Origin of the sequence: Rhizobium sp. AN68, from assembly GCF_030758035.1 — a bacterium.
Lineage (GTDB): Bacteria > Pseudomonadota > Alphaproteobacteria > Rhizobiales > Rhizobiaceae > Agrobacterium > Agrobacterium tumefaciens.
Map to the genome: position 1 here is coordinate 2,709,239 of NZ_JARWMI010000003.1, position 24,926 is coordinate 2,734,164.

Consider the following 24,926-nt stretch of genomic DNA (forward strand, 5'->3'; position numbering starts at 1 on the left):
CCGTCCCGGCTATAGGAATTCATATGGAAACGGATGGAAAGACCCTTCGCCGCGGCTGGACCACGGGCACTTGCGCGGCAGCCGCCACGAAGGCGGCCTGCGCTGCCCTTCTGACCGGCGAGTTTCCTTACCCTGTCGAAGTCGAACTTCCAAGCGGCGTGAGGCCGGCATTTTCTCTCGCCACTGAGGAAAAAGGTGAAAACTTCGCAAGAGCCGGCGTCGTCAAGGATGCTGGCGACGATCCCGACGTGACCCATGGTGCGCTGATCGAAAGCACCGTGCGACGGGGAAAGCCCGGCAGCGGCATAACCTTCAAGGCAGGAAAAGGCGTCGGCACCATCACCCGGCCTGGATTGCCCCTGCCGCCGGGCGAACCCGCGATCAATCCCGTACCGCGCAAGATGATCGAAACCGCCATTCGCGAAGTAGCCGGTAACGATGCCGATTTCGAAGTCGAGATTTCCGTTCGGGACGGCGAGAAAATCGCGGAAAAGACCCTGAATGGCAGGCTCGGTATTGTCGGCGGCATTTCCATCCTTGGCACCACCGGCATCGTCATCCCGTTTTCCTGCTCGGCATGGATCCATTCCATCTGGCGCGGCATCGATGTGGCGCGCGCCACCGGCTGCACCCATCTGCTCGGCGCGACCGGCAACACCTCCGAAAAGGCGGGGCAGGCAGTTTACGGCCTGCCAGAGACCGCACTGATCGATATGGGCGATTTTATCGGTGGCATGCTGAAATATCTGCGCAGCCACCCCGTCGAACGGGTAACAATTGCCGGCGGCGTCGCCAAGATGACGAAGCTCGCCCAGGGCATGCTGGACGTGCATTCCAAGAAAGGCCTGGCCGATCTTGATGCGCTGGCGGTACTCGCAACCGAGGCTGGCGGAGATGAAAATCTTGCCCTCGCCATTCGTCAGGCCAACATGGTTGCGCACGCCTTTGAGCTGGCCGAACGCGCGGGGATAGACCTCGGCGCGATCGTTGCGGAAAAAGCCTGGGTAACAGCGGCTGCCGCTTTGAAGGTGCCCGGCATCGAGCTTGATATTCTGGTGTTCGACCGTCAGGGCACGCTCAAGGGACGCACCGCCTCCACGCCGTCGCATCAGCCCTTCGCATCTTCTTTCGGGGAGCGGAACCGCCGGACATAATCGGTACTATAAAGTGCGCTCTCGCGAAAATCCGTCGAGGCAAGCCCATGCCCGACGAAGATCAGCGCCGTCCGCTCCACCGGTTCGGCTGCCAGTTTTCCCTCGATGTCGAACAACATGCCGCGAATGACCCGCTCATCCGGCCAGGAGGCGCGGACAACGATGGCGACTGGGCAATCGGAACCATAAAGCGGCGTCAGTTCTTCCACCACCTGGCCGATGGCATGGATGGCGAGATGGATGGCAAGTGTCGCCCCCGTCGCACCAAAGGCTTTCAGCGTCTCGCCCTCGGGCATTTTCGAAGCGCGGCCCGAAATACGGGTCAGAACAAGGCTTTGCGCCACTTCCGGCACCGTCAATTCCCGCTGCAGGGTGGCAGCGGCAGCAGCGAAAGAGGGCACACCTGGAGTCACGGTATAATCGAGACCCAGCCGTTCCAGCCGACGGATCTGTTCACCCATAGCGCTCCAGACGGATAGATCACCGGAATGCAGCCGTGCCACATCCTTGCCGGCCTTTGCCGCCGCAACGAACTCCGCCTCGATCTCATCGAGCGACAGTGCTGCCGTATCGACAATGCGTGCATCCGTCGGGCAATACTCGATCAGCGCCTTCGGCACCAGCGAGCCGGCATAAAGGCAGACCGGGCAGGCAGCGATAAGATCGCGCCCGCGCACCGTTATGAGATCGGCAGCGCCCGGACCGGCACCGATAAAATGAACCGTCATTTTTGTTCTCCATGTTCGATGGCGCGGTCATTTCGCGCGTCGTTCGTCGTGGCGATGGCTACCGTCACATCGCCAACCACGAGACGCGCCGCGACCAGCCGCGCATTTTCTCCGGCGGCAGCAAGTGCCGCCGCTTCACTGACGCTGGGCGTCCCGGCATAATCAAGGCTTGCCTGTGAAAATGTCATTGTTTTTGAAGCAGCCGCCTCGAGCTGTTCCTTCGATACGATTTCAAGCGGCAGCGCCAGACGTTTCGCCGCTTCCGCAAGACCAGCTTCTTTTGCCTTGAGCGGCGCAGTCGCCAAGCATTCAACGGTCATGCCAAAAGCAAGCTCGGCAGCGTGCACGGCTGCAATAATTGCATCTGAACCCGTGCCCTTGCGGCAACCGATACCGGCCACGGTCACCATGGCTTAATCCAGCTCCATTGCGTCACCGGCATGGCCGGACGCCAGCCCGACATGGAGCCGACAGCAACAACGCGCGACACATCGAGACGGATCATCGAACCGCCGAACCTGGCATGGGCCGCAAGCAGCACCGCTTCCATTTCAAGCGTCACCGCATTGGCAACCAGCCGCCCGCCTGGCTTCAAGGCCTCCAGAGCAGCCTCAAACACGCCCGTTTCGCTGCCGCCACCACCAATGAAGATCGCATCCGGTTGAGGCAGGCCTTCAAAAGCCGCAGGTGCTGCACCGATCATGACTTCAAGCCCCGGAACGCCAAATGCCTCGGCATTGCGGGCGATACGCTCCGCCCTATCGGGATGCTGCTCTATGGCGATGGCACGGAGCGAGGGGTGCGACAGCATCCATTCAATACCAATCGAACCCGAACCGGCACCGATATCCCACAGCAGCTCGCCCCGTCGCGGAGCCAGCGATGAAAGAGTCACGGCACGGATTTCACGCTTGGTGATCTGCCCGTCATGTTCGAACAGGTTGTCATCCAGCCCCTGCACAAAAGGCAGGACGCGTGCGCCCTCAGCAGCAAGGACATCGATAGCCACGACGTTCAAAGGATCGATGTCGTCAAAGGTAAAATCGACCGCCCTGATTTGCCGCCGCCTCTCCCGCTTTCCGCCCAAAGCTTCGAGCAGGACAAATTCCGACTGGCCGAAACCGGATTGAGACAGCAATTCCGCAATGAGAGCGGGCGCGCGCTCATCAGAAGTAAGCGCGATGATCCTCGCTCCGGGATGCAGATGCGGTCGCAAAAGATCGATGGAACGCCCGTGCAACGACACGCATTCGGTCGACTGCAAGGCCCAGCCAAGCCGCGCCGCGGCCTGGGAGAAGGCTGAAGGTGAGGGATAGCAGACTGTCTCCTCCGACGGTATCCGCCGCAGAAGTGTGACGCCGGCGCCATAAAAGAACGGATCGCCGGAGGCGAGCACGCAGACCCGTCTACCGCGCAACGCCACGACATCGCTCATCTCCGCATCGAACGGCACCGGCCAAGGGCGCGCCTCACCACGAATGACTGCAGCCGCCAGTTCCAGATGGCGTTTGCCACCGAAAACAACCTCGGCCGCCTCTATTGCCGTCACGGCATTCCGACCGAGCCCATCCAGCCCATCTTCGCCTATGCCGACGATGAAAAGCCATGGCTTGCCTTTCTTTTCAGTGGAAGCGTTGCCCGTTCCGGAATATTCAGACGTCATGACACGCTCCATACTCATCCTTGGCGGCACGGCGGATGCTCGCATTCTGGCCGGCAAGCTGGCGGTGGACTCCGGCTACCGAATCCTGCTTTCCATGGCCGGTCGTACGCTTTCGCCAGTGGAACAGCCGGTGCCGATGCGCAGTGGCGGGTTCGGCGGTGCTGCGGGTTTGGCGGATTTCATACGCACCGGGAATTTCGATATTCTGGTCGACGCCACCCATCCCTATGCGGCGAGGATTTCCGCAAATGCCGTGGAGGCGGCACGACTTGCCAAAGTTCCGCTGATCATGCTTTCGCGCCCCGCCTGGGAGCGCCAACCGAATGACAAATGGCAGAGGGTCGATACCGTCGAACAGGCTGTTATCGCGCTCGGCGATGATGGCAAGCGGGTGTTTCTGGCGCTCGGCCGGCAGGAACTTCTCCCTTTCGAGGCCGCACCCCAACACAGCTATCTCATTCGCAGCGTTGATCCGGTAGAGCCGCCGCTGAAGGTGCCGGATGCTCGCTATATCACAGCGCGCGGCCCCTTTGCGCTGGATGGAGAGATCCGCATGCTGGAGGAAAACCGTATCGGCACTGTGGTTTCCAAGAACTCCGGCGGCAACGCCAGTTACGGCAAGATCGAAGCGGCGAGGCGGCTTGGCCTGCCGGTTATCATGATCGAGCGGCCGCCAAAGCTGAACGCCGCAATCCTCGATGGCGCGAACGTGCCGGATATAGCGACTGCGCTCACCGCCATCCGCCATCAGCTTTCTCTTCTCGAAAAACGCGGCGAGTAAACCAGCGGATCTTTGTCCGAACGCTCGATAAGACGGGTTTCCACCGAACCGACGATGATGCAGGTGGCCATATCCGCCATGTCGCTCGATGCTTCCGACAAAGGCACGACCCGGATGCGCTCATCCGCACGGCCTGCCGCACGGCCAAAGATCACCGGCACCGAGCCGGGCAAATGTGCGCGCAAAAGATCGAAGGCGGTGCCAAGCTGGTGCGGGCGCGCCTTGCTGACGGGATTATAGAAAGCCATCACGAATCCGGCTTCCGCAGCCGCGATCAGCCGCTTTTCAATAATGCCCCAGGGCTTCAAATTGTCCGACAGCGAGATAGCGCAGAAATCATGCCCGAGCGGCGCGCCGGCTCGTGCAGCAACCGCAAGCATGGCCGTCACGCCCGGCACGACCGAGAAGTCTATTTCGCGCCACTCGCGCGGGCCATGTTCAATCGCCTCGCAAACAGCCGCCGCCATGGCAAAAACGCCGGGATCGCCGCCCGAAACCACGCAGACCTTGCCGCCCCCGGCTGCAAGCCGCAGAGCCTGTTCGGCACGGGAGATTTCCTCGCGATTGTCAGAGGCATGGCGACGTTGGTCGGGTCTAAGCGACAACCGATCGAGATACGGAATGTAACCGAAGAAATCCTCCGACGCCTCAACGGCGGCGAGCGCCTCCGGTGTCACCTGCGCAGAACTGCCAGGGCCGAGGCCGACAACGACCAGCCTGCCGGTCATGGCGCTTCACCGCCAGCGGGTCTGGTTTTCCAGCCAGGTACCAGAACCAGCGAAAAATAGGGGGCGGGCGATGCGTCCCGCTCGATCAGCGGCACCGTATGGCTGTTCACCATGGTGCCGCGCTCGACATACAGCGCTTCATTAAGCTTGCCGGCCTTTTCCAGCGCCCGGCGGATCTTCGGCAGGTTGCGCCCGACCTTCATGATCACGGCGCCATCCGTGCCGGACAGACGCTCTATCAGAACATCTTCGGCAAGAGTGCCGGGAAGCACGCTCAAGATATCGTCACCCTGCACCAGCGGTAGACCGGCCATCGACCAGCAGCCGGACATGGCGGTAATGCCGGCAACGACCTCCGCCTCATAGGAAGGCGCAAGCCGCAGATGAAGATGCATATAGGAACCGTAAAACAGCGGATCGCCTTCCGACAGCACGGCGACATTCCGCCCGGCATCGAGATGGGCAGCAATATCCATTGCCGACTGATCGAAAAATGCGGCGATCGCACCGCGATAATCCTCGCCGTTTTTGTCGCTCTCGACGGTTACCGGATAGACCAGCGGCATTTCCAGTGTGCCCGGACGAATGAAGGCCTCAACGATACCGCGACCATTGCCGCTGCTGCCTTTCTTGCAGAAGAAGGCGAGAACATCGGCATTTTCGATGGCGCGCACGGCTTTCAGCGTCAGAAGCTCTGGATCGCCGGGGCCGGTGCCGACGCCCACGAGTTTACCCTTGGAATTTTCGAAAAGAGCCGCGCTCACAGACCTGCCCTCGCAACGGCGTTGACGGCAGCGGCCGTCATGGCCGATCCACCCATACGTCCCTTGACGATGGCATAGGGAATGCCTAGCAAACTAGCCTCCAGCGCATCCTTCGATTCCGCCGCACCGACAAAACCGACCGGCATGCCGATAATGGCAGCTGGACGTGGAGCGCCCTTTTCAAGCATCTCCAGAAGATAGAACAGCGCTGTCGGCGCGTTGCCGATAGCAACGAGAGCACCGTCCAGCTTTTCCGCCCAGAGATCGAGTGCGGCGGCGGAACGGGTATTGCCAATCGTTTTCGCAAGCTCAGGGGTGCGCGGATCGCGAAGGGTGCAGATCACGTCATTATTGGCCGGAAGGCGGGCGCGGGTCACGCCGTGGGCGACCATTTCCGCATCGCACAGAACGGGCTTGCCCGCCAGCAAAGCACCACGTGCAGCGACAACGAAATCCGGAGAAAAACGGAAATGGCTGGCCGCTTCCACCAGCCCGCAGGCATGGATCATGCGAATGGCGATATCCGCCTGATCTTCGGTAAAAGCGGACAAATCCGCTTCCTCGCGAATGATGGCGAAGGAGCGCTCGTAAATCGCATTGCCGTCGCGAATATAGTCATGGTCGGTCATCGGTTATCCTGTCGAAGCGCGGCAACGATTGCCTCCTTACCCAGACGGGCAAGCAGGTCGGCAGCGTTTTCCCCGGGCTTATGTTCTTTTTCGCAAAGACGGGCAAGTCGCGAAAGCGCCGTCCTCTGTTGCTCGAAAGGTAAAATACCGTCCTGCGGGTCGCAAGCGCGGCTCGAAAACGAAAAGGCCAGACCATCGGCGGTGCCGGAAAAGGTCAAAAACGAGGGGGCGGGATGCGCGCAACCCTTTCCGCAGCCGGAGAGATGCAGTGTGAAGGAGCCATCGAGCATGGAAGCTAGTTCCCGCGATGCAAAGGCCGCTAGATCATGTGTGGGAAAGAAAGCCGAAGCGCATCCCGGCGTGCCGGGACAGACAGCGATGGAAGATCGCGCATCACCTGCCCTTGTGATGAAACCGGCACTGTCCGCAGTTTGCATCAGCGCATCGCAAGCATCCCGCGACCCGAAAAATAGCAGGCTATGATTGAGCGACGGCCGCAATGTTTCGATATCAAATGCGCGCGCCAGTCCACAGAGCCGCGACAGATCGGAAGCACGAACTTGCGCGAAAGCAGGAGTGATACCGGCAGCAAAAGTACCGTTACCGGCCGCCATCAGCCCCAGGGGCGAAGAAGGCGCAGGCATCTCGCCTTGGCTCTCGCTATCTACCAGGCGGTCTCCGCAAATCGCCTTTATCGTCCGCAAATCCAGATCGCGGCCACGGGCAAGCGGTCCTTTGCCGGCCAGATGGACGAGCAGCAACAGGACCACATCGGCTGCCTTGTCGGCCTCAACAAATCCCGCGCGCAACGCCTTGCTCTCCGGACCTCCGACAAGCAATTGCCAGAAAACTCGATGATCGAGCCGCACCGCCTTCAGACGGATATCGGCCAGCAAATCGCACATGGAAAGACGGCCGCCCCCATCGATGATGACGGACATTTTGGCGGCGAGCTTTTCATGCAGCGCCAGCGCAGCAGCCTCTCTGCGAATCTCATCCGCAATGGCACTGCCATCGGCGATTTCCCGATCGTCCCGACCGGCAAGAGGTGAGGTCTCGACTGCCAGTCCGTCGCGAAGCGGCAAACCGAGCGCCAGAACATCATTCTCCAGGTCGCAGGCGCTTTCCCGCGTCAGGCCGCGAAATTGCAGGCTGCCGCGTGCCGTGATGTCTATCAGCCCGTTGCCGTGCTGCTCGGCAAGTTCGCAAAGTGCTATCATATCATGGGGCGCAATATCCGCCTCGAATGCGATGCGCGACAGGTATCCGTCACCGGTCAGCATCGGGGTCGATAAGGCCGGACACGTCCCACGGCGGCCAAACGGCTGGACCGGATCGGAAGGGGCCGTCCTCATGCGCCGACCCTTTCAGAACGGGGCAGGATCAGCATTTCAAGTTCCGCATCCACCGCATTGCGGCGGCTGTGCCACAACCCGCGACGACGGGCAGATAAAAAGCGCGTCGCCATGACCTCCGCCGCCTTCGGATTTTCCCGCAGGATGAAATCGCGCACGTCCTCATTGCCGAAATAGGCGTCGTAAAGCGCCTCGATCAGCGAGGAAGATACCGCATGGGTGGTTTCCGCAAAACCGATCAGCCGGTCAACCGTCTCGGCAAATTCCGCCGCCCCGCGCGGGCCGTGCCGCATCTGGCCGGCAATGAAGCGCGGATTGACGGCGCGGGCCCGAACAACGCGCGTCAGCGCCTGCGAAATGGATCGCGCGCGCGGACGCGCGGGATCGGTCGTATCCAGCGCCACAATATCGGCAACGCCGCCAAGGAGTGCTTTTGCGGCGGAAAAACCACCGATGAAAGCGACATCTGACGAGCCGTCGAGAAGATCCCGGCCCGGATCGTCACCGGTGTGAACGAGAAGATCGGCACGGCGTACCAGCTCGACAAAACCGGCATCCTCGAAAATCTCAAGCCCATCCGCACCGCCAAAGGCATGGCTTGCCGCATCCAGATAGGCTTGCCCTAGTTCCTCACGTTCTTCCCATTTTCCGCTGGCGAGTTTCTCCTCAGTGCCCGCACCATAGGTGCCGGGTGCGGAGCCGAAGATGCGTGCCGGTATATGCCCGAGTGCCGCCGCTTCTTCCGCCAGCGGATTGTCACCCGGCGCTTCATCCCGCCGCGCGACAGCCTTGGCGGCGGCGTCTAGAAGAGCGATCAACGCCGGAAACATGTCGCGGAACAGGCCGGAAATCCGGAATGTGACGTCGACACGCGGCCGCCCGATACTGGCCGGCGGCAGAACCTCGATGCCTGTGACGCGGCCCGTCCCCGGGTCATGGATCGGTCTCGCTCCCATCAGATGCAGCGCCTGCGCCACATCCTCGCCGCCATTGCGCAGGCTGGCGCTGCCCCAGAGATCAAAAACCAGATGTTTCGGCCAGTCGCCATGGGATTGCAGATGGTGCCGAAGCACTTCTTCGCCCGCCATGCGGCCCAGCTCGAAAGCCGTCGGCGTCGGCATGGTGCGCGGATCGGCAGCATAAAGATTGCGGCCCGTCGGCAGGACATCGAGACGCCCGCGCGCGGGTGCGCCGGAAGGACCGGGGACAATATGGCGGCCATCGAGCGCGGTAAGCAGCGCTGTTTTTTCCGCCGCAGCACTTTCAAGCCTCAGAAGATCGGTCTCGCCTTCGGGGCTGCGGCCAAAAACATGCTGGCCATCCTTGATGGCGAAGTCCTTGAGATCGCAGAGGAAGGCGTCGATGCGCGACAGCGCCGCATCGGCATCGTCCTTTGCACCGACACCGGCATCCGCCGCAAGACCGGTTTCCAGCGCCTTCTCTACGATCAGTTTCGCCAGCCGGTCGCGGCGGCGACGGTCGAGCCCATCCGCCTGCGCATATTCGTCGACGAGCTGTTCCAGAGCCGATTGTTCCGGCGAAAGCCCGGCATCTACCAGCACAGGCGGAACATGGCCGATCGTGACGGCAGCGATCCGCCGTTTGGCAACCGCCGCTTCGCCCGGATTGGAAACGATGAACGGATAGACCACCGGCAAAGACCCGGTGACGATTTCAGGAAAACAATCGCGGGAAAGCGCAACTGTCTTGCCGGGCAGCCATTCCAGCGTGCCATGCGCACCGACATGCACAATGGCATGCGCCCCTGCGACACGCTGCATCCAGGCGCCGAAAGCGACCAACGCATGACGTGGCGGCAGGGCAGGGTCATGGTAATCCACCCGCCGATCCTCATTTCGCCCACGATCCGGTGCCAGGGCCACGAATATCTGACCGAAACGGGCGACGCGAAAACGGAATGCGCCGTCGGCTAGTGCGTCGTCCTGTTCGGCCGAACCCCACGTGCTATCCACGGAGGCGGCAACCTCTTCAGGCAAACCCAAAAGAAAATCACGATAGTCTGAAAGTCCGACAGCCGCTTCCTGCTGCTCGACACAATCCAGCAAAGCCCGCGCCGTTTCGGGAATATCCGAAACCACATATCCTGCCGCGGCCAGATCGCGCAGCATTTCAAGCACGCTTTGCGGCACATCGAGACCAACGGCATAACCCGTGCGCCCCGGCGCAGCACCGGGATAATCCGGCATCAGAATGACGATCCGCCGTTCCTGTGGCGTGGACTGTTTTAATTGCAGAAAGGCAGCGATTCGGTTTGCCACCTGTTCGACGCGATCAGCCTCCGGTACATTGATGAGGCTGATACCGCCATCAGTCCGCACCTGCTTGAACGAGATTGCGCCAGCAAGAATCCGGCCATCGAGTTCCGGCAGAACCACATGCATGGCAAGATCGGAAGGGTTGAGACCGCGCGCATTTTCCGCCCAGCCGTCCCGTCGCGTCGTCGCCATAACCACCTGAAACACCGGCACGCCGAGGCGATCAAACAGGGTTTTACCGCTGTCGTCCATCTGACTGGCAAAAGCCGTGGCGGCAACGATGGCGGCGGGCTGGAGTTCGGGCAGTACGGTTTCGAGAAAGCGGATCGCCTCCCCATCCTTGAGGCCGCTGACGAAAATCGGCAATGGCGCAAAACCACGCTGAGAGAGCGCGTTAAAAAGCGCATCCACGGGCGCCGCATCGGCCGCAAGAAGCATGGAGCGGTAAAAGAGAATGGGAAGGACAGCTGCACCGGCGGGAAAACCGGCGCAGGCTTCCGCCTGATCCACGACGCCTTTACCCGGCCGGTAAAAGCCGGCTTTCGGCAGCGGTTGAGCCTCGATATCTGGCCATGCGCCACCACTTACAAGGGCAGCAAGACCAATGGCAAGCCGGTCCATATTTTCCCGCCCACCCTCGCGGAAGAAGGCGAGGACGGACGCCAACGTCTGGCGATCAACGGTCGAGGCTGCTTCGAGCTTTTCGTCTCTCTCACTGCATTCACCCGGCAGGAGCATAAGTTTTATGCCACGCCGCCGCGCCATCGTGCTGAGCTGATCAACGCCATAGCGCCAGCGCTCCGCGCCGCCGAGAATCCGGATAAGGATGACACGGGCATGTTCGGCCGTCTTTTCAATCCACAGATCGACCGACATCGGATGCCGAAGCTCGGAGAGGTTGGCGGCAGACAGGGACGGAAGCGCGCCATCTGCCTGCCGCCATGCCTGTTCCAGCCCGGCAAGATCGCTTGCCGAAAAAGACAGCATCACCACATCCGATCGCGGCTGGTTGAGATCAACCGGCTCGATCAGGTCGTCCAGAGACGAAGATGTGGTGGCGAGAATGTGCATTTCTATCAGGCGGCCAGCATCTGTTCGATCTTTTCGCGGTTGAGGCCTTTTTCGCCTATGACGACGAGGCGGCTGCGGCGCTCTTCACCGGCCGCCCAGGGACGGTCATAATAATGGTTGACGCGGCTACCGACAGCCTGCACCTGCAGGCGCATCGGCTTGGTGGATACTTCGACGAAACCTTTGATGCGCAGAACATTTTCCGCAGCCGCCGTCTCGGCGATACGAGCCGCCAGCGCTTCCGGATCGGTCACGGCCGGCAGGTCGATGACGAAGCTGTCGAAATCGTCATGTTCGTGGTCGAGTTCACCATCGTGATGGGTGCGGCGGTTTTCGATATCCTCTTCAACCGCAAGACCGAGGCCGATCAGCACGGCCGGATCGATGACGCCATTCGAGGCGACGACGATCTTTGCGGCCCGCGGCAAATGCTCGAGAATATGAGCCTTCGCCTTGTCCAGACCGGCGCTATCGAGCAGATCCGCCTTGGTCAGCACGATAAGATCGGCACAGGCGATCTGGTCCTCAAAAACCTCTTCGACCGGATCGTCGTGATCGAGGGCTTCGTCATTTGCGCGCTGGGCGGCAAGGGCTTCCATGTCATGCGCCACCTGACCCTCGGCAAGGGCAGCGCCATCCACCACGGCAACCACAGCGTCAACCGTCACGCGGCTCTTGATGGCCGGCCATTGAAATGCCTGCACCAGCGGCTTGGGCAGGGCAAGGCCGGAGGTCTCGATGAGGATATGCTCCACCTTCGGCTGCCGGCTTAGAATCTGTTCGATGGCCGGCTGGAAATCATCCGCCACCGTGCAGCAGATGCAGCCATTGGCCAGCTCAACGATGTTTTCCTCCGGGCAGCTCTCAATGCCGCATCCCTTGAGGATATCGCCATCGATGCCGATATCACCGAATTCGTTGACGATGATGGCAAGCCGCTTGCCATCAAGCTTTTCGAGGAGACCGCGCAGCAGCGTGGTTTTTCCAGCCCCCAGAAAGCCGGTGACGATGGTGCAGGGAACGCGGTCCAGAAGGGTGCTCATGATCTCTCCTCGGTAAAATCGAATGGGGGAATGCGCGCCACCATGCCGCGCTTCAATGTGTCGGGGCGGCCGCGCCAGGGCATCAGGCCATCTGCGGAGGCGGCCAGCATTTGCGCGCCCGTGAGCAGGTCTTCCGCGTCGTTGGGCGTCAGCCCGCCGAATACATAGGACCAGCCATCGGCACCGCGCAGCACGGCACTGAGGCCTCGTTTGCAATTGGCAAGGCAATTGACGGAGCGAACATCGATGCCGGAGTCACGCGCTTTTGCGATGGCAGCTTCCGCAAGGATGGTGCCGGGGCGCGGCTCCGCATTGGGATCGGTGTCGTCGCGACAGCTTCGGCAGACAAAAACGACCACGCCAGAAGCTGTGTTGGCTTCCATTGTCCCGTCCGCACAAGAAGATGTTGTGGTAATATCCAAACCGTTCCGCTTTCCGCGCCTTTAAACTCATCGGGGTGCGGATGTCGAAAACAGCGCACTGAAAAGCGCGGCTGCAAATCAATTCGACCGGCTGACCGGAGCACCCCGCCCGGGAGACGTTTTTTCCTGAAACGGCAGGTCTCCTGGCTTGCGGCTTTAAAACACCCTGCACCACCTTCCCGGGCCAATTTTATGGTCCAGTGGCTTCATAGTGCGGGCTTACCGCTTACAGTTGCGGGGGCAGCCACGGAATGACCCGTTATGGGGTGGAACCGTGTTCCCTCTTAGCTTTTCCCGTTGCCGGGAAAAGACCGTCAGTGCCTTACCCTTAGGCTGAACGGGCGTGACGGTCAATGCTGCCGGCTTGTCGATTGCCGGGTGCGGCAAATTGAGTATAGTCGCCGCTCCGAATGGCGGGGGCATACGGTCCCGCGCCGCTGGACGAGAAGGAAAACGCGATGACACGCGATATCAGCGACAGCGAAGCCGAACGCCACCGGCAGAAAATGGTCAACCGCAAGACGGTTCAGGATGCCGAAGTCGCGGAAAAGACCATCGAAAAAGGTCTGCTGATGATCAATACCGGCCCTGGCAAAGGCAAATCCACGGCCGCTTTCGGCCTTGCCCTGCGCATGCTCGGCACAGGGCGGCGGGTCGGCGTCGTGCAATTCATCAAGGGCGCATGGTCGACGGGTGAACAGCAGGCCCTGACTTTGTTCGGCGACAGGGTGGAATGGCGCACTATGGGCGAGGGGTTTACCTGGGACACGCAGGACCTGAAGCGCGATGTCGCGGCAGCTACAAAGGCCTGGGAGGAAGCGAAAGCACTGATGGCCGACGAGACGATCGGATTGCTGGTTCTCGACGAACTGAACATTGCGCTCCGCTATGATTACCTGCCGCTGGAAGAGGTCGTCGAAACGCTTTCCAACCGTAGATCCGATCTGCATGTCATCGTTACCGGCCGCAACGCCAAACAACCGTTGATCGACGCTGCCGACATGGTGACGGAAATGACCCTCGTCAAACATCACTTCAAGGCGGGCGTAAAGGCGCAGGCCGGGATAGAATACTGACATGACTGCACGTGTGCTGATGTTTCAGGGAACCGGCTCGGATGTCGGCAAATCGCTGATGGTGGCTGGCCTTGCCCGCGCCTTCGTCAGGCGTGGCCTGTCCGTCATGCCGTTCAAGCCGCAGAACATGTCGAACAATGCGGCGGTCACTGCCGATGGCGGCGAGATCGGTCGCGCGCAGGCGCTGCAGGCGCGGGCAGCAGGCGTTCCGCTGTCGGTTCACATGAACCCGGTGCTTTTAAAGCCGCAGAGCGAAACCGGCGCACAGGTCGTCGTACAGGGTAAAATTGTCGGCAATGCCAAGGCTGCCGATTATCAGCACATGAAAGCCGGGCTGATGCCGCGTGTGCTGGAGAGCTTCGAGCACCTGAAACAACAGGCCGATCTGGTGCTGGTGGAAGGGGCGGGAAGTGCTTCCGAAATCAACCTCCGCGCCAACGACATCGCCAATATGGGTTTTGCCCGCGCCGCAGATGCTCCCGTGATTCTGATCGGCGATATCGACCGGGGCGGGGTCATCGCCAGCCTCGTGGGCACAAAAACCGTTCTCGAACGCGATGATGCCGCGATGATAGAGGGCTTCATCGTGAACCGCTTTCGCGGTGACCCTACGCTGTTTTCAGACGGCATGCGGATGATCGCGGAAAAGACCGGCTGGGCGTCCATCGGGCTATTGCCGCATTTTTCCGATGCTGCGAAATTGCCGGCGGAGGACGCCCTTGGGCTTACCGGCCCGGCGCAACAAAAGCCCGGCGCGAAAATCCGCATTGCCGTGCCGATCCTGCCGCATATCTCCAATTTCGACGATCTGGATCCGCTCGACATGGAGCCGGATGTGGAACTGATCCGAGTGCGGCCGGGCGAGACCATTCCCGCCGATTGCCGGCTGGTTCTGCTCTGCGGTTCGAAATCCACCATAGCTGATCTGACCGTGCTGAAAAATGCAGGCCTCGACATCGACATCAAGGCACATGTGCGCCGCGGCGGTTATGTTCTCGGTCTCTGCGGCGGATACCAGATGCTTGGAAAAACCGTTGCCGACCCTGACGGCATCGAAGGACCACCAATGACGGTCGAGGGGTTGGGCCTGCTGGATGTGACGACGGTTTTGACGGGCGACAAGAGGCTCGTTTCCGTGCAGGGACAGAGTTTCGACGGAATTCCATTATCCGGCTATGAAATGCATGTTGGCGAGACGACGGGTGCTGCGTGCAACCTGCCATTTTCGACCATTGACGGGCATGCCGATGGCGCAATTTCGCCCGATGGCCGCATCTTAGGCACCTATATCCACGGCCTGTTTGCGGATGACCGCCAACGCGGGGCGTGGCTTGAGCGGCTTGGTGGGTGGGGCACTGAATTGAACTATGATGCGCAGGTGGATGCCGTTCTTGATCGCCTGGCGGCCCATATGGAGAACCACCTCGATCTCGACAGACTGCTTTCTATAGCGCGATAAGGATTGCCAGCAATCCGAACAGCGCGATCAGCAGGAAGTCTGCGATCCTCGCCAGCCTGAGCGCTGTGCGAATATCGCCAGCAACCAGTGTCGCTCTTCCGCCTTCGCCCATGAAACGAGCGTCGATCATCTGCCCGCCATAGGAGCGCGGCCCGGCCAGCGCAAAGCCCAGTGCCCCGGCCAGTGCCGCCTCCGGCCAGCCGGCATTGGGAGAGCGGTGATGCCGCGCATCGCGGCGTATCGCGGCAATTGCCCCTTTCGGTGATGCACCCTTCACGAAAAACGCGGCGACCACGAAAAGACCGCCGCTCAGTCTCGATGCCGGCAAATTGACCAGATCGTCCAGCCGGGCCGACGCCCAACCAAAGGCCTCATGGCGTGGCGAGCGATGACCGATCATGCTGTCGGCCGTGTTGATTGCCTTATAACCCGCACCGCCTGCCAGCCCCAGAATACCAAGCCAGAGGGAAGGGGCGACAATGCCGTCAGAGAAATTTTCAGCCAGACTTTCAATCGCCGCCCGGCAGATTGCCGCCTCATCCAGCGCCTGCGGATCGCGCCCGACGATCATGGAGACAGCTTTGCGCCCGCCGTCAATCCCCTCGCGTTCCAGCGCAATGGCGACGGCCTCCACATGCTGTTCCAGACTTTTTTGGGCCGGAAGTGACGCCCCAAGCACCGCAACAAGCAACAGACCAAGGGGCAATAAAAGCAGAACAGATTGCACTAACCATGCAACAAGCACCGTCAGCACCAGAAAAACGGAAAGCGCCACGATGCCTGCCGCCTTGCGCTGTGAAAATGAAGCACTCTCCCGGTTCCATTTTTTGTCCAGCAGCGCGATAAGCGAACCGATCCAGGTGACGGGATGACCGATGCGTTTGAACAGCCAGTCCGGATATCCAGTCAGGCGTTCGATCAAGAGCGACAGAAAAGCGAGAGCGAAGAACATGGGCGATAAGGTACCGGAAAAAGCGCAGGCTGCGATCCGTCACGGCGGCAATCTCGGCAAGGCGCGCCTGATGTTTCCTGAAGCGCCGGAACCGTGGATCGACCTGTCGACCGGGATCAATCCGCACTCCTACCCGCATTCTCCCGTTCCCGCCAGCGCATTTGCCCGCCTGCCGGAGCCTGACGCGGCCGAAGAATTGAAAAGGCTGGCCGTCGCCTCTTTCGGCGCACCATCAGCCGGGCATGTGGCTCTGTCCCCCGGCACCCAGATGCTGATGCCACTGCTGGCTCACCTGGCACTCGAACGCGGAGCGAAAAGCGGAGCCGTGCTCTCCCCCGCTTATGCCGAACATGCCCGAACCGCGCGCATGGCCGGACTGACCGTGACCGAGGTAGACCATATCGGTGATCTGTCAGCGTACGACTATGCGGTGGTGGTCAATCCCAACAACCCCGATGGTCGCGTCACTGATCGAGAAGCTTTGTGGTCGCTGGCCGAGGCGATGCGCCGCAAAGGCGGCCTGCTCGTCGTAGACGAGGCCTTTATCGAGACAGGACATACGGAAAGTCTTGCGAATGCCGCAGGGCGCGACGCGCTGGTGGTACTGCGATCCTTCGGCAAGTTCTATGGCATGGCAGGGGTCCGGCTCGGTTTTGCGCTTGCGCATCCCGACATCGCTGCCGAGCTGGAGGCAAGGCTTGGCCCCTGGGCAGTATCCGGGCCGGCGCTCAATATCGCGACGCAGGCTTTAGCGGATAGGGAATGGCAATCAGCCATGCGCCTCCGGCTTGCGGCAGAAGCACAGCGTATGAGTGAATTGCTGGAAAAAGTGGGCCTGAAGATTGCCGGCGGTACGTCCCTGTTTACCCTGGTGCGGGACCACCGGGCCAAAGAACTGTTCGATCACCTTGGCCTGCACGGCATTCTGGTGCGCATTTTTGATGAAAGGCCGAACGACATGCGTTTCGGCCTTCCCGGCAGCGAAGCGGAGTGGCAGCGCCTCATGGAAGCGCTGTTATCCTTCAATCATCCCTTGAACGTGTAGGTCGCAATAGAATCCGGCTTCATTTCAATGGAGAAACCGGGCAGCTTCGGCGGCATGTACGCGGCATTGCGAATATCGCAGGGTTCGATGAAATGCTCGTGCAGATGGTCGACATATTCGATCACGCGGCCTTCCTTGGTGCCGGAAACCACGAGATAGTCGATCATCGACAGATGCTGCACATATTCGCAAAGGCCGACGCCACCGGCATGCGGCCAGACCGGCAAATTGTATTTGGCAGCAATCAACAGAACCGCCAGCACCTCGTTGAGACCACCCATGCGGCAGCTGTCGATCTGCACGACGTCGATTGCACCTTCGGCGATGAACTGCTTGAACATGATACGGTTCTGGCACATTTCGCCGGTTGCCACCTTCACGGAGCCGATGGCTGCACGGATCTTGCGATGGCCGGCGACATCGTCCGGGCTGGTCGGCTCTTCAATGAAGAAGGGCTTGGCGAAGGCAAGTTGCTTGACCCATTCAATCGCCTGATCCACTTCCCACACCTGGTTGGCGTCGATCATCAGATAACGGTCGGGGCCGATCACCTCGCGGGCGATGGTGAGGCGGCGGATATCGTCTTCGAGATCACGGCCAACCTTCATCTTTACATGGTTGAAACCGGCATCGATCGCTTCCTGGCAAAGACGGCGCAGCTTGGCGTCGTCATAACCGAGCCAGCCGGCTGATGTGGTGTAGCAGGCGTAGCCTTCGTTCTTCAGCGTCTCGATACGTTCCTTTTTGCCGCTTTCGGCTTTTTTGAGGATCGCAAGTGCATCGTCCTTCGTCAGCACGTCAGTCAGATAACGGTAATCGACGATATCGGCGATTTCTTCCGGGCTCATATCGGCAACAAGCTGCCAGACCGGCTTTCCCGCCTTTTTGGCCAGCAAATCCCAGACAGCATTGACGACAGCGCCGGTGGCGAGATGCATCGCGCCCTTGTCCGGGCCGATCCAGCGCAGCTGGCTATCACCAGTCAGGTGGCGCCAGTATTTGCCGGGGTTCTCGGTCACCGTCGCCAGATCGGTTCCGACCACCAGATGGCGCATCGCCTTGATGGCCATGCAGCAAATCTCATTACCGCGGCCAATGGTGAAGGTCAGCCCGTGGCCTTTCAGTTCCGGTTCATCGGTGTCGAGAATGACGTAAGCCGCCGAATAATCCGGGTCGGGGTTCATCGCATCCGAACCATCAAGGCTCTGGGAGGTCGGAAAACGCAGGTCGAAAACTCGCAGATCAGTAATTTTGGTCATGGCCGTTCACTCGCGGTCAGTGTCAAAGGAAATCGTTCAGTCGTGGTGGAAGGTTTCTTCCATCATGGCCCACCACTCGCCTTCCTTGCGGCTTTCGAGTGGTTGCTGGCAGGGAATGGTGAAAGACCACCATTCCTGGTTCTTTGGGCTTGCCGCCATCTTCGCCATATCGGCGCTGAAATCGGTGCCGTGATATTCCCAATATCCGAAAAGCAGATTTTCCGGTTCGCGCAGGAAGATCGTGTAGTTGCGGATGTTGCAATCGCTGATGAGTGCCAGAATTTCGGGCCAGACGGCGGCGTGCAGTCTTCTATATTCCGCAATCATGTCCGGTTTGACGCCGATGACCATTCCCATGCGCTGCATACAAAACTCCGTTATTGCTTGATGGTGGCGAGCGCCGCACGCAGTTTCCGCTGCGGCGCGTTTAACCCCAGACGTTCCGCCGCAGCGATGACCGGGACAAAACGACGGCGTTTCTTTTCATCGTGATTGCCTGAAATGTCCGCGAGCCGGTGGGCGAGAAAGGGGTTCAGGAAACGCTCCCGCACAGCACGGATATAGGCTTGCGCTTCTTCTCCCATGCCTTCTGCGGCAAAGACCGGCAGAACCTCGTCCCGCCAGAGCGTTTCCAGATCTCTCGAAAGCGCATCGTCGGCCATTGCCTGCCGCACCGTCTCGTCTTTCTCACGGGCATCCCGCAACCATCGCTCCGCCAGATAGGAATGGCCAAGATTGAGCAGGAACAGCTTCAGCTTTTCATAGCGGTCGAGATCATCAGTCAGCACCACCGCAGGGTGGGTGCAGGGCAAAACAAGGCCCTCCTGCTTCTCGATTGCCCAAAGCGCATAGGGCTCGGCAACTGCGCCAACCGGATCGATCGGCTCGGAAACGATGCGGTCTACAAGGCTGTTGGCAAAACGGCATTTCTCATTCAGGTAGAAGCCGAAACCCGCCGGCAGCTGCCATTCGTCGGCAAGCTGGCGAACAACGTCTTTCAACCGGTCGCCGTTGCGCGGAACAAGCTCACAAGGAAAGATCGATACACGGGCTTCCGGATTGGTCTGAAAACGTTCCAGCAGCAACAGGCAGAGCTTTGCCGGAAAACTCTTTGGTACAAGCGTGAAGTCGTCGGCAAGACCCGGACCGTCGAACGAATCCAGCTCATAACCGCGGTCACCCGTATTGGACAGAATGACCCTTGCCCCGCAGGCGATGCGCCTCACCTCGGCCCAGTCGGCCGCCGCCGTCAGCGCGCGCGCGACAGCCTTACCTGGAATTTCCTCATCCACCTCTTGCCCGTCGCGAATGCCGCGAATGCGCACCGGATAGGGCGTGCCATCGTTCAATGCTGCCACACGCTTCAGGCTCTCCGCATTGCCGGTCGTCTGGACTATTGCGATGCGCCCGAGAGCCTCGCCTTTTTCCAGCGCCTGCGAAATGAACAAATCCGCATGCGCCAGAAGAAAGCGGCTGGTACCGAATTGCAGGATGGGTGTGTCGGTCGTCATGCGACCTCCACCATGCCCTTGATGACTCCGGCTTTCGGATCGGTCAGCCCGGCGAATTTGGAAGGCACATCGGCAAGTGTCATGCGGTGAGTGATGAGTGCCTCCGGTACCTTGCCTTCCCGCAGCGCCTGCAACACCCGCTCGAAATCCTCCGGCGTGGCGTTGCGGCTGCCGAGCAGCGTGGTTTCGCGCTTGTGAAACTCCGGATCGTTGAAGGAGATGTTGCTGGCAACGATGGAAACCAGCACATAGGAACCGCCGTGGCCGACGAAGGAAAAGCCACGCTCCATGGCTTTAGGATTACCGGTCGCATCAAAAACGGCATCGAAAAAATCGCCGCCGGTGATATCCGACAGGCGATCCTTGTCGCCCTCGCCAAGCGTCACCGTATGGGCAACGCCGAGATGGTCCTTGCAGAAATCCAGCCGGTCGGTGCGCCCGTCAATCATCGTCACCTCGCCGCCATCGAGAACGGCGAAAACCGCAACCGCCATGCCGATCGGACCGGCGCCGACGATCAGGACCTTCTGACCCTTTTCCACCGACCCACGACGCACGGCATGCGCGCCAATCGCCAGAAATTCGGTCATTGCCGCCTGATCGAGGCTCAAGCCCTCCGCCTTCAGCACGAATTGCTGCGGAACGCTCAGATATTCGACCATGCCGCCATCGCGATGAACGCCAAGCACGCCGATGTTGCGGCAGCAATTGCTTTTTCCTTTACGGCAGGCGCTGCACTCACCACAGGAAATATAGGGTATGACGGTAACCACATCGCCCGCCGAAAGATGGCTGCCTTCCGGCGCCTCTTCCACCGTGCCGGAAAGCTCGTGGCCCATGATGCGCGGATAGGAAAGATAAGGCTGATTACCGGTGAAAATATGCAGGTCCGTGCCGCAGACACCAATGCGACGAATACGCACCAGCACTTCACCTTCGCCACGGGCCGGCTTTGGTAGTTCCTTGGGGACAAGTTGACCGGGGGTCTCGCAGAAAATCGCCAGCATGCATCACCTGTTGGGAAGGGAATAAAAACGAACGGCGTTGCCGCCAAAGACGGCCGCATGGTCGTGCTCAGGCACGATTTCGCGGCAGAAGTCCAGCCATTCCTGATAGTCGCCAGCCAGCCGCAATACCGGCCAGTCGCTGCCGAAGATCACGCGTTCGCCGCCGAACAGTTCCAGAATGGTTTCGGCATAGGGCCTGACGGCTTCCGGTCTCTGCTCGCCACGCTCGGTCAAAAGGCCGGACAGCTTGCAATGGAGGTTGGGAAGGGCCGCCAAAGCTGCCATGTCCCTGCGCCAGTCCCCATATTGGCCCGTGGCGATAAGCGGCTTCGCCCCGTGATCGATGACAACAGGCAATTGCGGATGACGGCGCGCGAAGGCGAGAAGATGCGACAGATGCGGCGGCAGGACCAGCGCATCGAACACCAGTGCATGTTTCACCAGCGCATCCACAGCGGCATCGAGCGCGGGATCGTCGATCCAGGTCACATCGTCCATGCCTTGCAGCATCGGCCGTACGCCCTTGAAGTCCGGATTTGTTGCCCGCCGGGCGATTTCCGCCGCAGCGTCCGCGGACTTCATGTCCACCCAGCCGACCACGCCCTTGATGAAATCGGTGCTGCCAGCCAGATCGAGCATGAAATCCGTATCGGCCGCACTTTCCATCGTCTGCACCAGCACCGTTCCGGAAACTCCGGCCTTTGCCAGCAGAGGAGACAGATCCTGCGGAAGAAAATCCCGGTAGATGGCAGCCATAGACGGTGGCGGCCATTGCCCGGCACGATCCTTCATCAGCCAGAAATGCTGGTGGGCATCGATGATCATCGCTTCAGGCCTTTGTGCCAGGCACAGGTGCGCCTTCGGAAATCAGGCCACGCTTTTGCAGCTCCGACCAGAATTCGTCCGGAACAACCTGTTCGAACCATTCGATGTTTGCGGCAAGTTGCTGCGCATTGCGCGCGCCGGATACGACCGTGACCGAAGCCGGATGCCCGAGCGGAAACTGCAGCGCAGCCGCCTGCAACGAAACACCAACGTCGTCACAAACGCCCTGAAGCGCATCCACCCGCGTGATGATGTCGGCAGGCGCATCGGCATAGTTGAATTTGCGGTTGCCTGCCAAAATGCCTGAATTGAAAGCACCGGCGACCACGATCGCAACGCCGGTTTCCGCGCAGCGGTTCATGAAGGCAAGGCTCTGCTGCTCCAGAAGCGTATAACGGCCGGCAAGCATGGCAACGTCGATGTCGAAAACATCCATGGCGTCGCCGACGATTTCCCACTCGTTGACGCCGAGGCCGATAGCACCCGTCGACCCTTCCTCGCGCAGCTTGCCGAGTGCCCGGAAGCCGCCGCCGGTGGTCAGCTGCTCCCAGTAGTGCTGGTGCTTTTCGCCATGCGTGAAAGAGCCGATATCGTGCACATAGAGAATATCCGGCTTCAGAACGCCGAGCCGCTGCTGGCTCGCTTCGAAGGAGCGTAGAATACCGTCATAGGAATAATCATAGACCGGGCGGAAAGGCAGCGGCGCAATATAGGCGTCTTCTTCCGGGCCCACAGTTTCATCAGGAACCATGACGCGACCGACCTTGGTGGAGAGTGTGTATTCGCTTCGGTCATGCTCCGTCACCATGGTTCCAAGACGACGCTCCGAACGCGTGTAACCGTAAAAAGGTGCGGTATCGAAATAGCGAATGCCGCTTTCCCATGCCTTGTCAAACGCGCCTTTGGATTCCTCGTAGGGCGTAACGCGGTAGAGATTACCCATCTGCGCGCAACCAAGACCCATGATCGTGACTTCAACGGCACGGCGCGGCAATTTACGTGTATCGGAGACTTTCATCGCAAGGGCTTCCTGAATTTTTCGGTAGAGCGGATGTTGAAAACCGTATGCGGTATTGACTGAAATCCCGCTTCTGAAATTTGTGAGGCGCGCCGCTCAATGAGCGGCGCGCCGGCATACGTTAATAAAGAACGTTCTTGGCTTCCGGCTTCTCGATATTGTCCTTGGTGACAACAACAACGCCAGTGTCGACGAACTTTTCGACCTTTTCTTTGCTGATGAGTTTGGAAACGGTCTGGATGCCCTTTTCGCCCATCTGATACGAACCCTGAACGACGATGCCGGCCAGCGTGCCGTCCTTGACGAAGCCCTGAAGGTCCTGGTTACCGTCGAAGCCGATGCCGACAACCTTGCCTGCCTTACCGGCCTGGGCGAGCGCGCGGCCTACACCGATTGCGGTGGGTTCGTTGGCGCCGAAGATGCCCTTGAGATCGGAATTGGCGGCCAGAACGTCGGTTGTCTGGTTCAGCGCCGTCGCCATCTGCGACTGCGAATAGAACGGACCTACGATCTTAAGGTTGGAATGCATCTGGATATAGTCGGTGAAACCGCCAACGCGTCCGATTTCCGAACCGGCACCGGCGACGTAGGACATCACGGCGATCTTGCCTTCCTTGCCAACCTTGTCGATCAGCGCCTGAGCAGCCAGTTCGCCGGCCTTCTTGTTATCGGTCGCCAGGAAGGACTGATAATATTGCTCGGAACCCTTGGCGAGCTGCGAGTCGATCAGAACCACGGGAATGCGGGCTTCCCAGGCTTTCTTGACAGCCGGAACCAGCGCATCAGGATCGGAAGGAGCAAGAACGATACCCGAAACCTTACGGTTTACAGCGTTTTCAACCATGTTGACCTGATCGGCGATGGCCGATTCAGAAGCCGGACCCTGGAAGGTCATGGTGTTGCCGGCAGAGTCCTTCATCGCCGCATCGGCGCCCTTCTGAACGTTCTGCCAGAAGGTGGAGTTGACGGTCTTGACGATGACGGCGATTTCGCCGGCCTGCACGGTGGAGACGCTCCACAGCGCGATTGCGGATGTCAGAAGGGCGGTCGTAAGCTTGTTCATTTCTTCCTCCGTGATGTCGGCATACCGGGCCTCCCGTGCCGATCTTGTTTGCGGATAGGGTCCGCAGCCCTGTATCAGCGGCGGTTGCGCAGCTGGTCGATCCAGACGGTGACCAGAATGACAAGACCGATGATGATCTGTTGCGTGAAGGCGGACACGCCATTCATATTGAGCCCGTTGCGCAGGATGCCGATGACGAAGGCGCCGATTGCCGTGCCTGAAATCGTGCCCACGCCGCCGATGAGCGATGTGCCGCCGATAACGGCGCTGGCAATGGCGTCCAGCTCATACATCACGCCCTCATTCGGCTGGGCTGTGACGAGGCGCGACATCAGCACGCAACCGGTCAACCCGGCGAGCGTACCGGACAGGATGTAGGTGAAATTGGTGACGCGTGCGACGTTTACGCCGGACAGACGCGCAGCATCCGCATTCGAACCGACGGCATAGATGTGACGGCCAAGGATGGAGCGGTTGAGCATGAAGGAAACAGCCAGCGCAATCACCACCATGAGGATGACGGGGTAGGGAATGCCCGGAAACACCACGTTCGGAAAACCGTCATCCCCAATATTGACGATGCGGAAGAGGGCGCCGTTGCCGAGTTCACCGAAGGATTCGCCGAGGCCGGAAACCGCTCGCGCGCCGGTGATCTGCAGTGCCACACCACGGGCGATCAGCATCATGCCGAGTGTCGCGATAAACGGTGGCAGCTTGAAGCGCGTGACCATGAGGCCATTGATGAGACCGCAAAGCGACCCCGTCAGAATGCCAAGCAGCATGCCGACCGGCACCGGCATACCCAACTCCTTCACCGCAAGCGCGGCAACGACGCCGGCCAGAGCAAGCACCGAACCAACGGAAAGATCAATGCCGCCGGTGATGATGACGCAGGTCGCACCAATGCCGAGAAGGGCGATGGAGGTCACCTGAAGCGCAATGGTCATGGCATTGTTGACGGAGAAGAAGGCGCTGCTGGTGGCGGAAAACACCATAACCAGCACAACGAGACTGCCAAGAGCCGCAAACTTCTGGATGATGTCCTTCTGGCGGTCGCTGAAAGCGAAGCTCTTCTTGGGTTCTGCAATATTAGCCAT

Annotated in this window: 24 protein-coding genes and 1 riboswitch; of the genes, 5 read left to right on the forward strand and 19 right to left on the reverse strand. The window is 60.2% G+C overall.

Features of this window, described 5'->3' with window-relative positions:
- The first annotated feature begins 23 nt into the window (after positions 1 to 23).
- A complete protein-coding gene (locus RBH71_RS26105; protein WP_003516436.1) occupies positions 24 to 1,154 on the forward strand; it encodes a cobalt-precorrin-5B (C(1))-methyltransferase in 1,131 nt (376 codons plus the stop codon).
- Here the strand turns inward: RBH71_RS26105 and cobM are convergent.
- From cobM to RBH71_RS26120, 3 genes are read right to left on the reverse strand one after another with little or no spacing between them, the layout of a single operon-like run.
- Positions 1,109 to 1,882 (reverse strand): precorrin-4 C(11)-methyltransferase, encoded by a 774-nt coding sequence (cobM, locus tag RBH71_RS26110; RefSeq protein WP_003516434.1) that lies wholly within the window; start codon positions 1,880 to 1,882, stop codon positions 1,109 to 1,111. The two genes, RBH71_RS26105 and cobM, sit on opposite strands and share 46 nt — an antisense overlap.
- Positions 1,879 to 2,292 carry a cobalamin biosynthesis protein gene (locus tag RBH71_RS26115; protein WP_003516432.1) on the reverse strand — a complete coding sequence of 138 codons (414 nt, stop codon included), beginning with the start codon at positions 2,290 to 2,292 and terminating at the stop codon, positions 1,879 to 1,881. The genes cobM and RBH71_RS26115 overlap by 4 nt, the downstream gene beginning before the upstream one ends.
- On the reverse strand, positions 2,286 to 3,545 hold the full coding sequence (locus RBH71_RS26120) for a bifunctional cobalt-precorrin-7 (C(5))-methyltransferase/cobalt-precorrin-6B (C(15))-methyltransferase (RefSeq protein WP_003516431.1): 1,260 nt from the start codon (positions 3,543 to 3,545) through the stop codon (positions 2,286 to 2,288). The genes RBH71_RS26115 and RBH71_RS26120 overlap by 7 nt, the downstream gene beginning before the upstream one ends.
- Between RBH71_RS26120 and RBH71_RS26125 the strand changes: the two genes are divergently transcribed.
- On the forward strand, positions 3,544 to 4,326 hold the full coding sequence (locus RBH71_RS26125) for a cobalt-precorrin-6A reductase (RefSeq protein ID WP_003516428.1): 783 nt from the start codon (positions 3,544 to 3,546) through the stop codon (positions 4,324 to 4,326). The genes RBH71_RS26120 and RBH71_RS26125 overlap by 2 nt on opposite strands.
- On the opposite strand, the gene RBH71_RS26130 is transcribed toward RBH71_RS26125, so the two are convergent.
- The 7 genes from RBH71_RS26130 to RBH71_RS26160 are packed head-to-tail and all read right to left on the reverse strand — an operon-like array spanning position 4,293 to position 12,575.
- On the reverse strand, positions 4,293 to 5,054 hold the full coding sequence (locus RBH71_RS26130) for a precorrin-3B C(17)-methyltransferase (RefSeq protein ID WP_003516427.1): 762 nt from the start codon (positions 5,052 to 5,054) through the stop codon (positions 4,293 to 4,295). The two genes, RBH71_RS26125 and RBH71_RS26130, sit on opposite strands and share 34 nt — an antisense overlap.
- Positions 5,051 to 5,818: a precorrin-2 C(20)-methyltransferase gene (locus tag RBH71_RS26135; protein WP_003516425.1), complete on the reverse strand. Its 768-nt coding sequence runs from the start codon at positions 5,816 to 5,818 to the stop codon at positions 5,051 to 5,053. The genes RBH71_RS26130 and RBH71_RS26135 overlap by 4 nt, the downstream gene beginning before the upstream one ends.
- Positions 5,815 to 6,447, reverse strand: coding sequence for a precorrin-8X methylmutase (locus RBH71_RS26140; protein ID WP_003516424.1), 633 nt, complete (start codon positions 6,445 to 6,447; stop codon positions 5,815 to 5,817). Before RBH71_RS26140 ends, RBH71_RS26135 begins: the two co-directional genes overlap by 4 nt.
- Positions 6,444 to 7,802: a precorrin-3B synthase gene (gene cobG / locus RBH71_RS26145; RefSeq protein ID WP_035252369.1), complete on the reverse strand. Its 1,359-nt coding sequence runs from the start codon at positions 7,800 to 7,802 to the stop codon at positions 6,444 to 6,446. The genes RBH71_RS26140 and cobG overlap by 4 nt, the downstream gene beginning before the upstream one ends.
- Positions 7,799 to 11,149, reverse strand: a complete 3,351-nt coding sequence (gene cobN / locus RBH71_RS26150) for a cobaltochelatase subunit CobN (RefSeq protein WP_003516420.1) — start codon at positions 11,147 to 11,149, stop codon at positions 7,799 to 7,801. The genes cobG and cobN overlap by 4 nt, the downstream gene beginning before the upstream one ends.
- A 5-nt stretch (positions 11,150 to 11,154) precedes the next feature.
- Positions 11,155 to 12,192, reverse strand: coding sequence for a cobalamin biosynthesis protein CobW (gene cobW / locus RBH71_RS26155; RefSeq protein WP_003516415.1), 1,038 nt, complete (start codon positions 12,190 to 12,192; stop codon positions 11,155 to 11,157).
- Positions 12,189 to 12,575 carry a DUF1636 family protein gene (locus RBH71_RS26160; RefSeq protein ID WP_003516414.1) on the reverse strand — a complete coding sequence of 129 codons (387 nt, stop codon included), beginning with the start codon at positions 12,573 to 12,575 and terminating at the stop codon, positions 12,189 to 12,191. The genes cobW and RBH71_RS26160 overlap by 4 nt, the downstream gene beginning before the upstream one ends.
- 154 nt (positions 12,576 to 12,729) lie before the next feature.
- Positions 12,730 to 12,945: riboswitch (cobalamin riboswitch) on the reverse strand.
- A gap of 127 nt (positions 12,946 to 13,072) precedes the next feature.
- Between RBH71_RS26160 and cobO the strand changes: the two genes are divergently transcribed.
- Both cobO and RBH71_RS26170 read left to right on the forward strand, forming a co-directional pair.
- On the forward strand, positions 13,073 to 13,690 hold the full coding sequence (cobO, locus tag RBH71_RS26165) for a cob(I)yrinic acid a,c-diamide adenosyltransferase (protein WP_035252400.1): 618 nt from the start codon (positions 13,073 to 13,075) through the stop codon (positions 13,688 to 13,690).
- Position 13,691: 1 nt separating this feature from the next.
- Positions 13,692 to 15,149 (forward strand): cobyric acid synthase, encoded by a 1,458-nt coding sequence (locus tag RBH71_RS26170; RefSeq protein ID WP_003516410.1) that lies wholly within the window; start codon positions 13,692 to 13,694, stop codon positions 15,147 to 15,149.
- On the opposite strand, the gene cbiB is transcribed toward RBH71_RS26170, so the two are convergent.
- The gene (cbiB, locus tag RBH71_RS26175; protein ID WP_003516408.1) at positions 15,136 to 16,101 is read right to left on the reverse strand and encodes an adenosylcobinamide-phosphate synthase CbiB; all 966 of its coding nucleotides are present in this window, start codon (positions 16,099 to 16,101) and stop codon (positions 15,136 to 15,138) included. The genes RBH71_RS26170 and cbiB overlap by 14 nt on opposite strands.
- On the opposite strand from cbiB, the gene cobD reads away from it, so the two are divergent.
- Entirely contained in the window at positions 16,100 to 17,146 is a 1,047-nt protein-coding gene (gene cobD, locus RBH71_RS26180; RefSeq protein WP_003516407.1) for a threonine-phosphate decarboxylase CobD, read from the forward strand. The genes cbiB and cobD overlap by 2 nt on opposite strands.
- On the opposite strand, the gene RBH71_RS26185 is transcribed toward cobD, so the two are convergent.
- The 8 genes from RBH71_RS26185 to RBH71_RS26220 form a co-directional block, all read right to left on the reverse strand.
- Positions 17,128 to 18,405, reverse strand: a complete 1,278-nt coding sequence (locus RBH71_RS26185) for an L-fuconate dehydratase (RefSeq protein WP_003516405.1) — start codon at positions 18,403 to 18,405, stop codon at positions 17,128 to 17,130. The genes cobD and RBH71_RS26185 overlap by 19 nt on opposite strands.
- 36 nt (positions 18,406 to 18,441) lie before the next feature.
- A complete protein-coding gene (locus RBH71_RS26190; RefSeq protein ID WP_003516404.1) occupies positions 18,442 to 18,771 on the reverse strand; it encodes an L-rhamnose mutarotase in 330 nt (109 codons plus the stop codon).
- Between the two features lie 11 nt (positions 18,772 to 18,782).
- A complete protein-coding gene (locus RBH71_RS26195; protein WP_003516402.1) occupies positions 18,783 to 19,916 on the reverse strand; it encodes a mannitol dehydrogenase family protein in 1,134 nt (377 codons plus the stop codon).
- A complete protein-coding gene (locus tag RBH71_RS26200) occupies positions 19,913 to 20,923 on the reverse strand; it encodes a zinc-binding alcohol dehydrogenase family protein (RefSeq protein WP_003516400.1) in 1,011 nt (336 codons plus the stop codon). Before RBH71_RS26200 ends, RBH71_RS26195 begins: the two co-directional genes overlap by 4 nt.
- Before the next feature lie 3 nt (positions 20,924 to 20,926).
- Entirely contained in the window at positions 20,927 to 21,748 is an 822-nt protein-coding gene (locus RBH71_RS26205; RefSeq protein WP_003516399.1) for an amidohydrolase family protein, read from the reverse strand.
- A 4-nt stretch (positions 21,749 to 21,752) separates the two neighbouring features.
- Complete coding sequence (locus RBH71_RS26210) at positions 21,753 to 22,766, reverse strand: aldo/keto reductase (protein WP_003516398.1); 1,014 nt, start codon at positions 22,764 to 22,766, stop codon at positions 21,753 to 21,755.
- 121 nt (positions 22,767 to 22,887) lie between these two features.
- Positions 22,888 to 23,829, reverse strand: a complete 942-nt coding sequence (locus RBH71_RS26215) for an ABC transporter substrate-binding protein (protein ID WP_003516397.1) — start codon at positions 23,827 to 23,829, stop codon at positions 22,888 to 22,890.
- A gap of 74 nt (positions 23,830 to 23,903) precedes the next feature.
- Positions 23,904 to 24,926: an ABC transporter permease gene (locus tag RBH71_RS26220; protein ID WP_003516396.1), complete on the reverse strand. Its 1,023-nt coding sequence runs from the start codon at positions 24,924 to 24,926 to the stop codon at positions 23,904 to 23,906.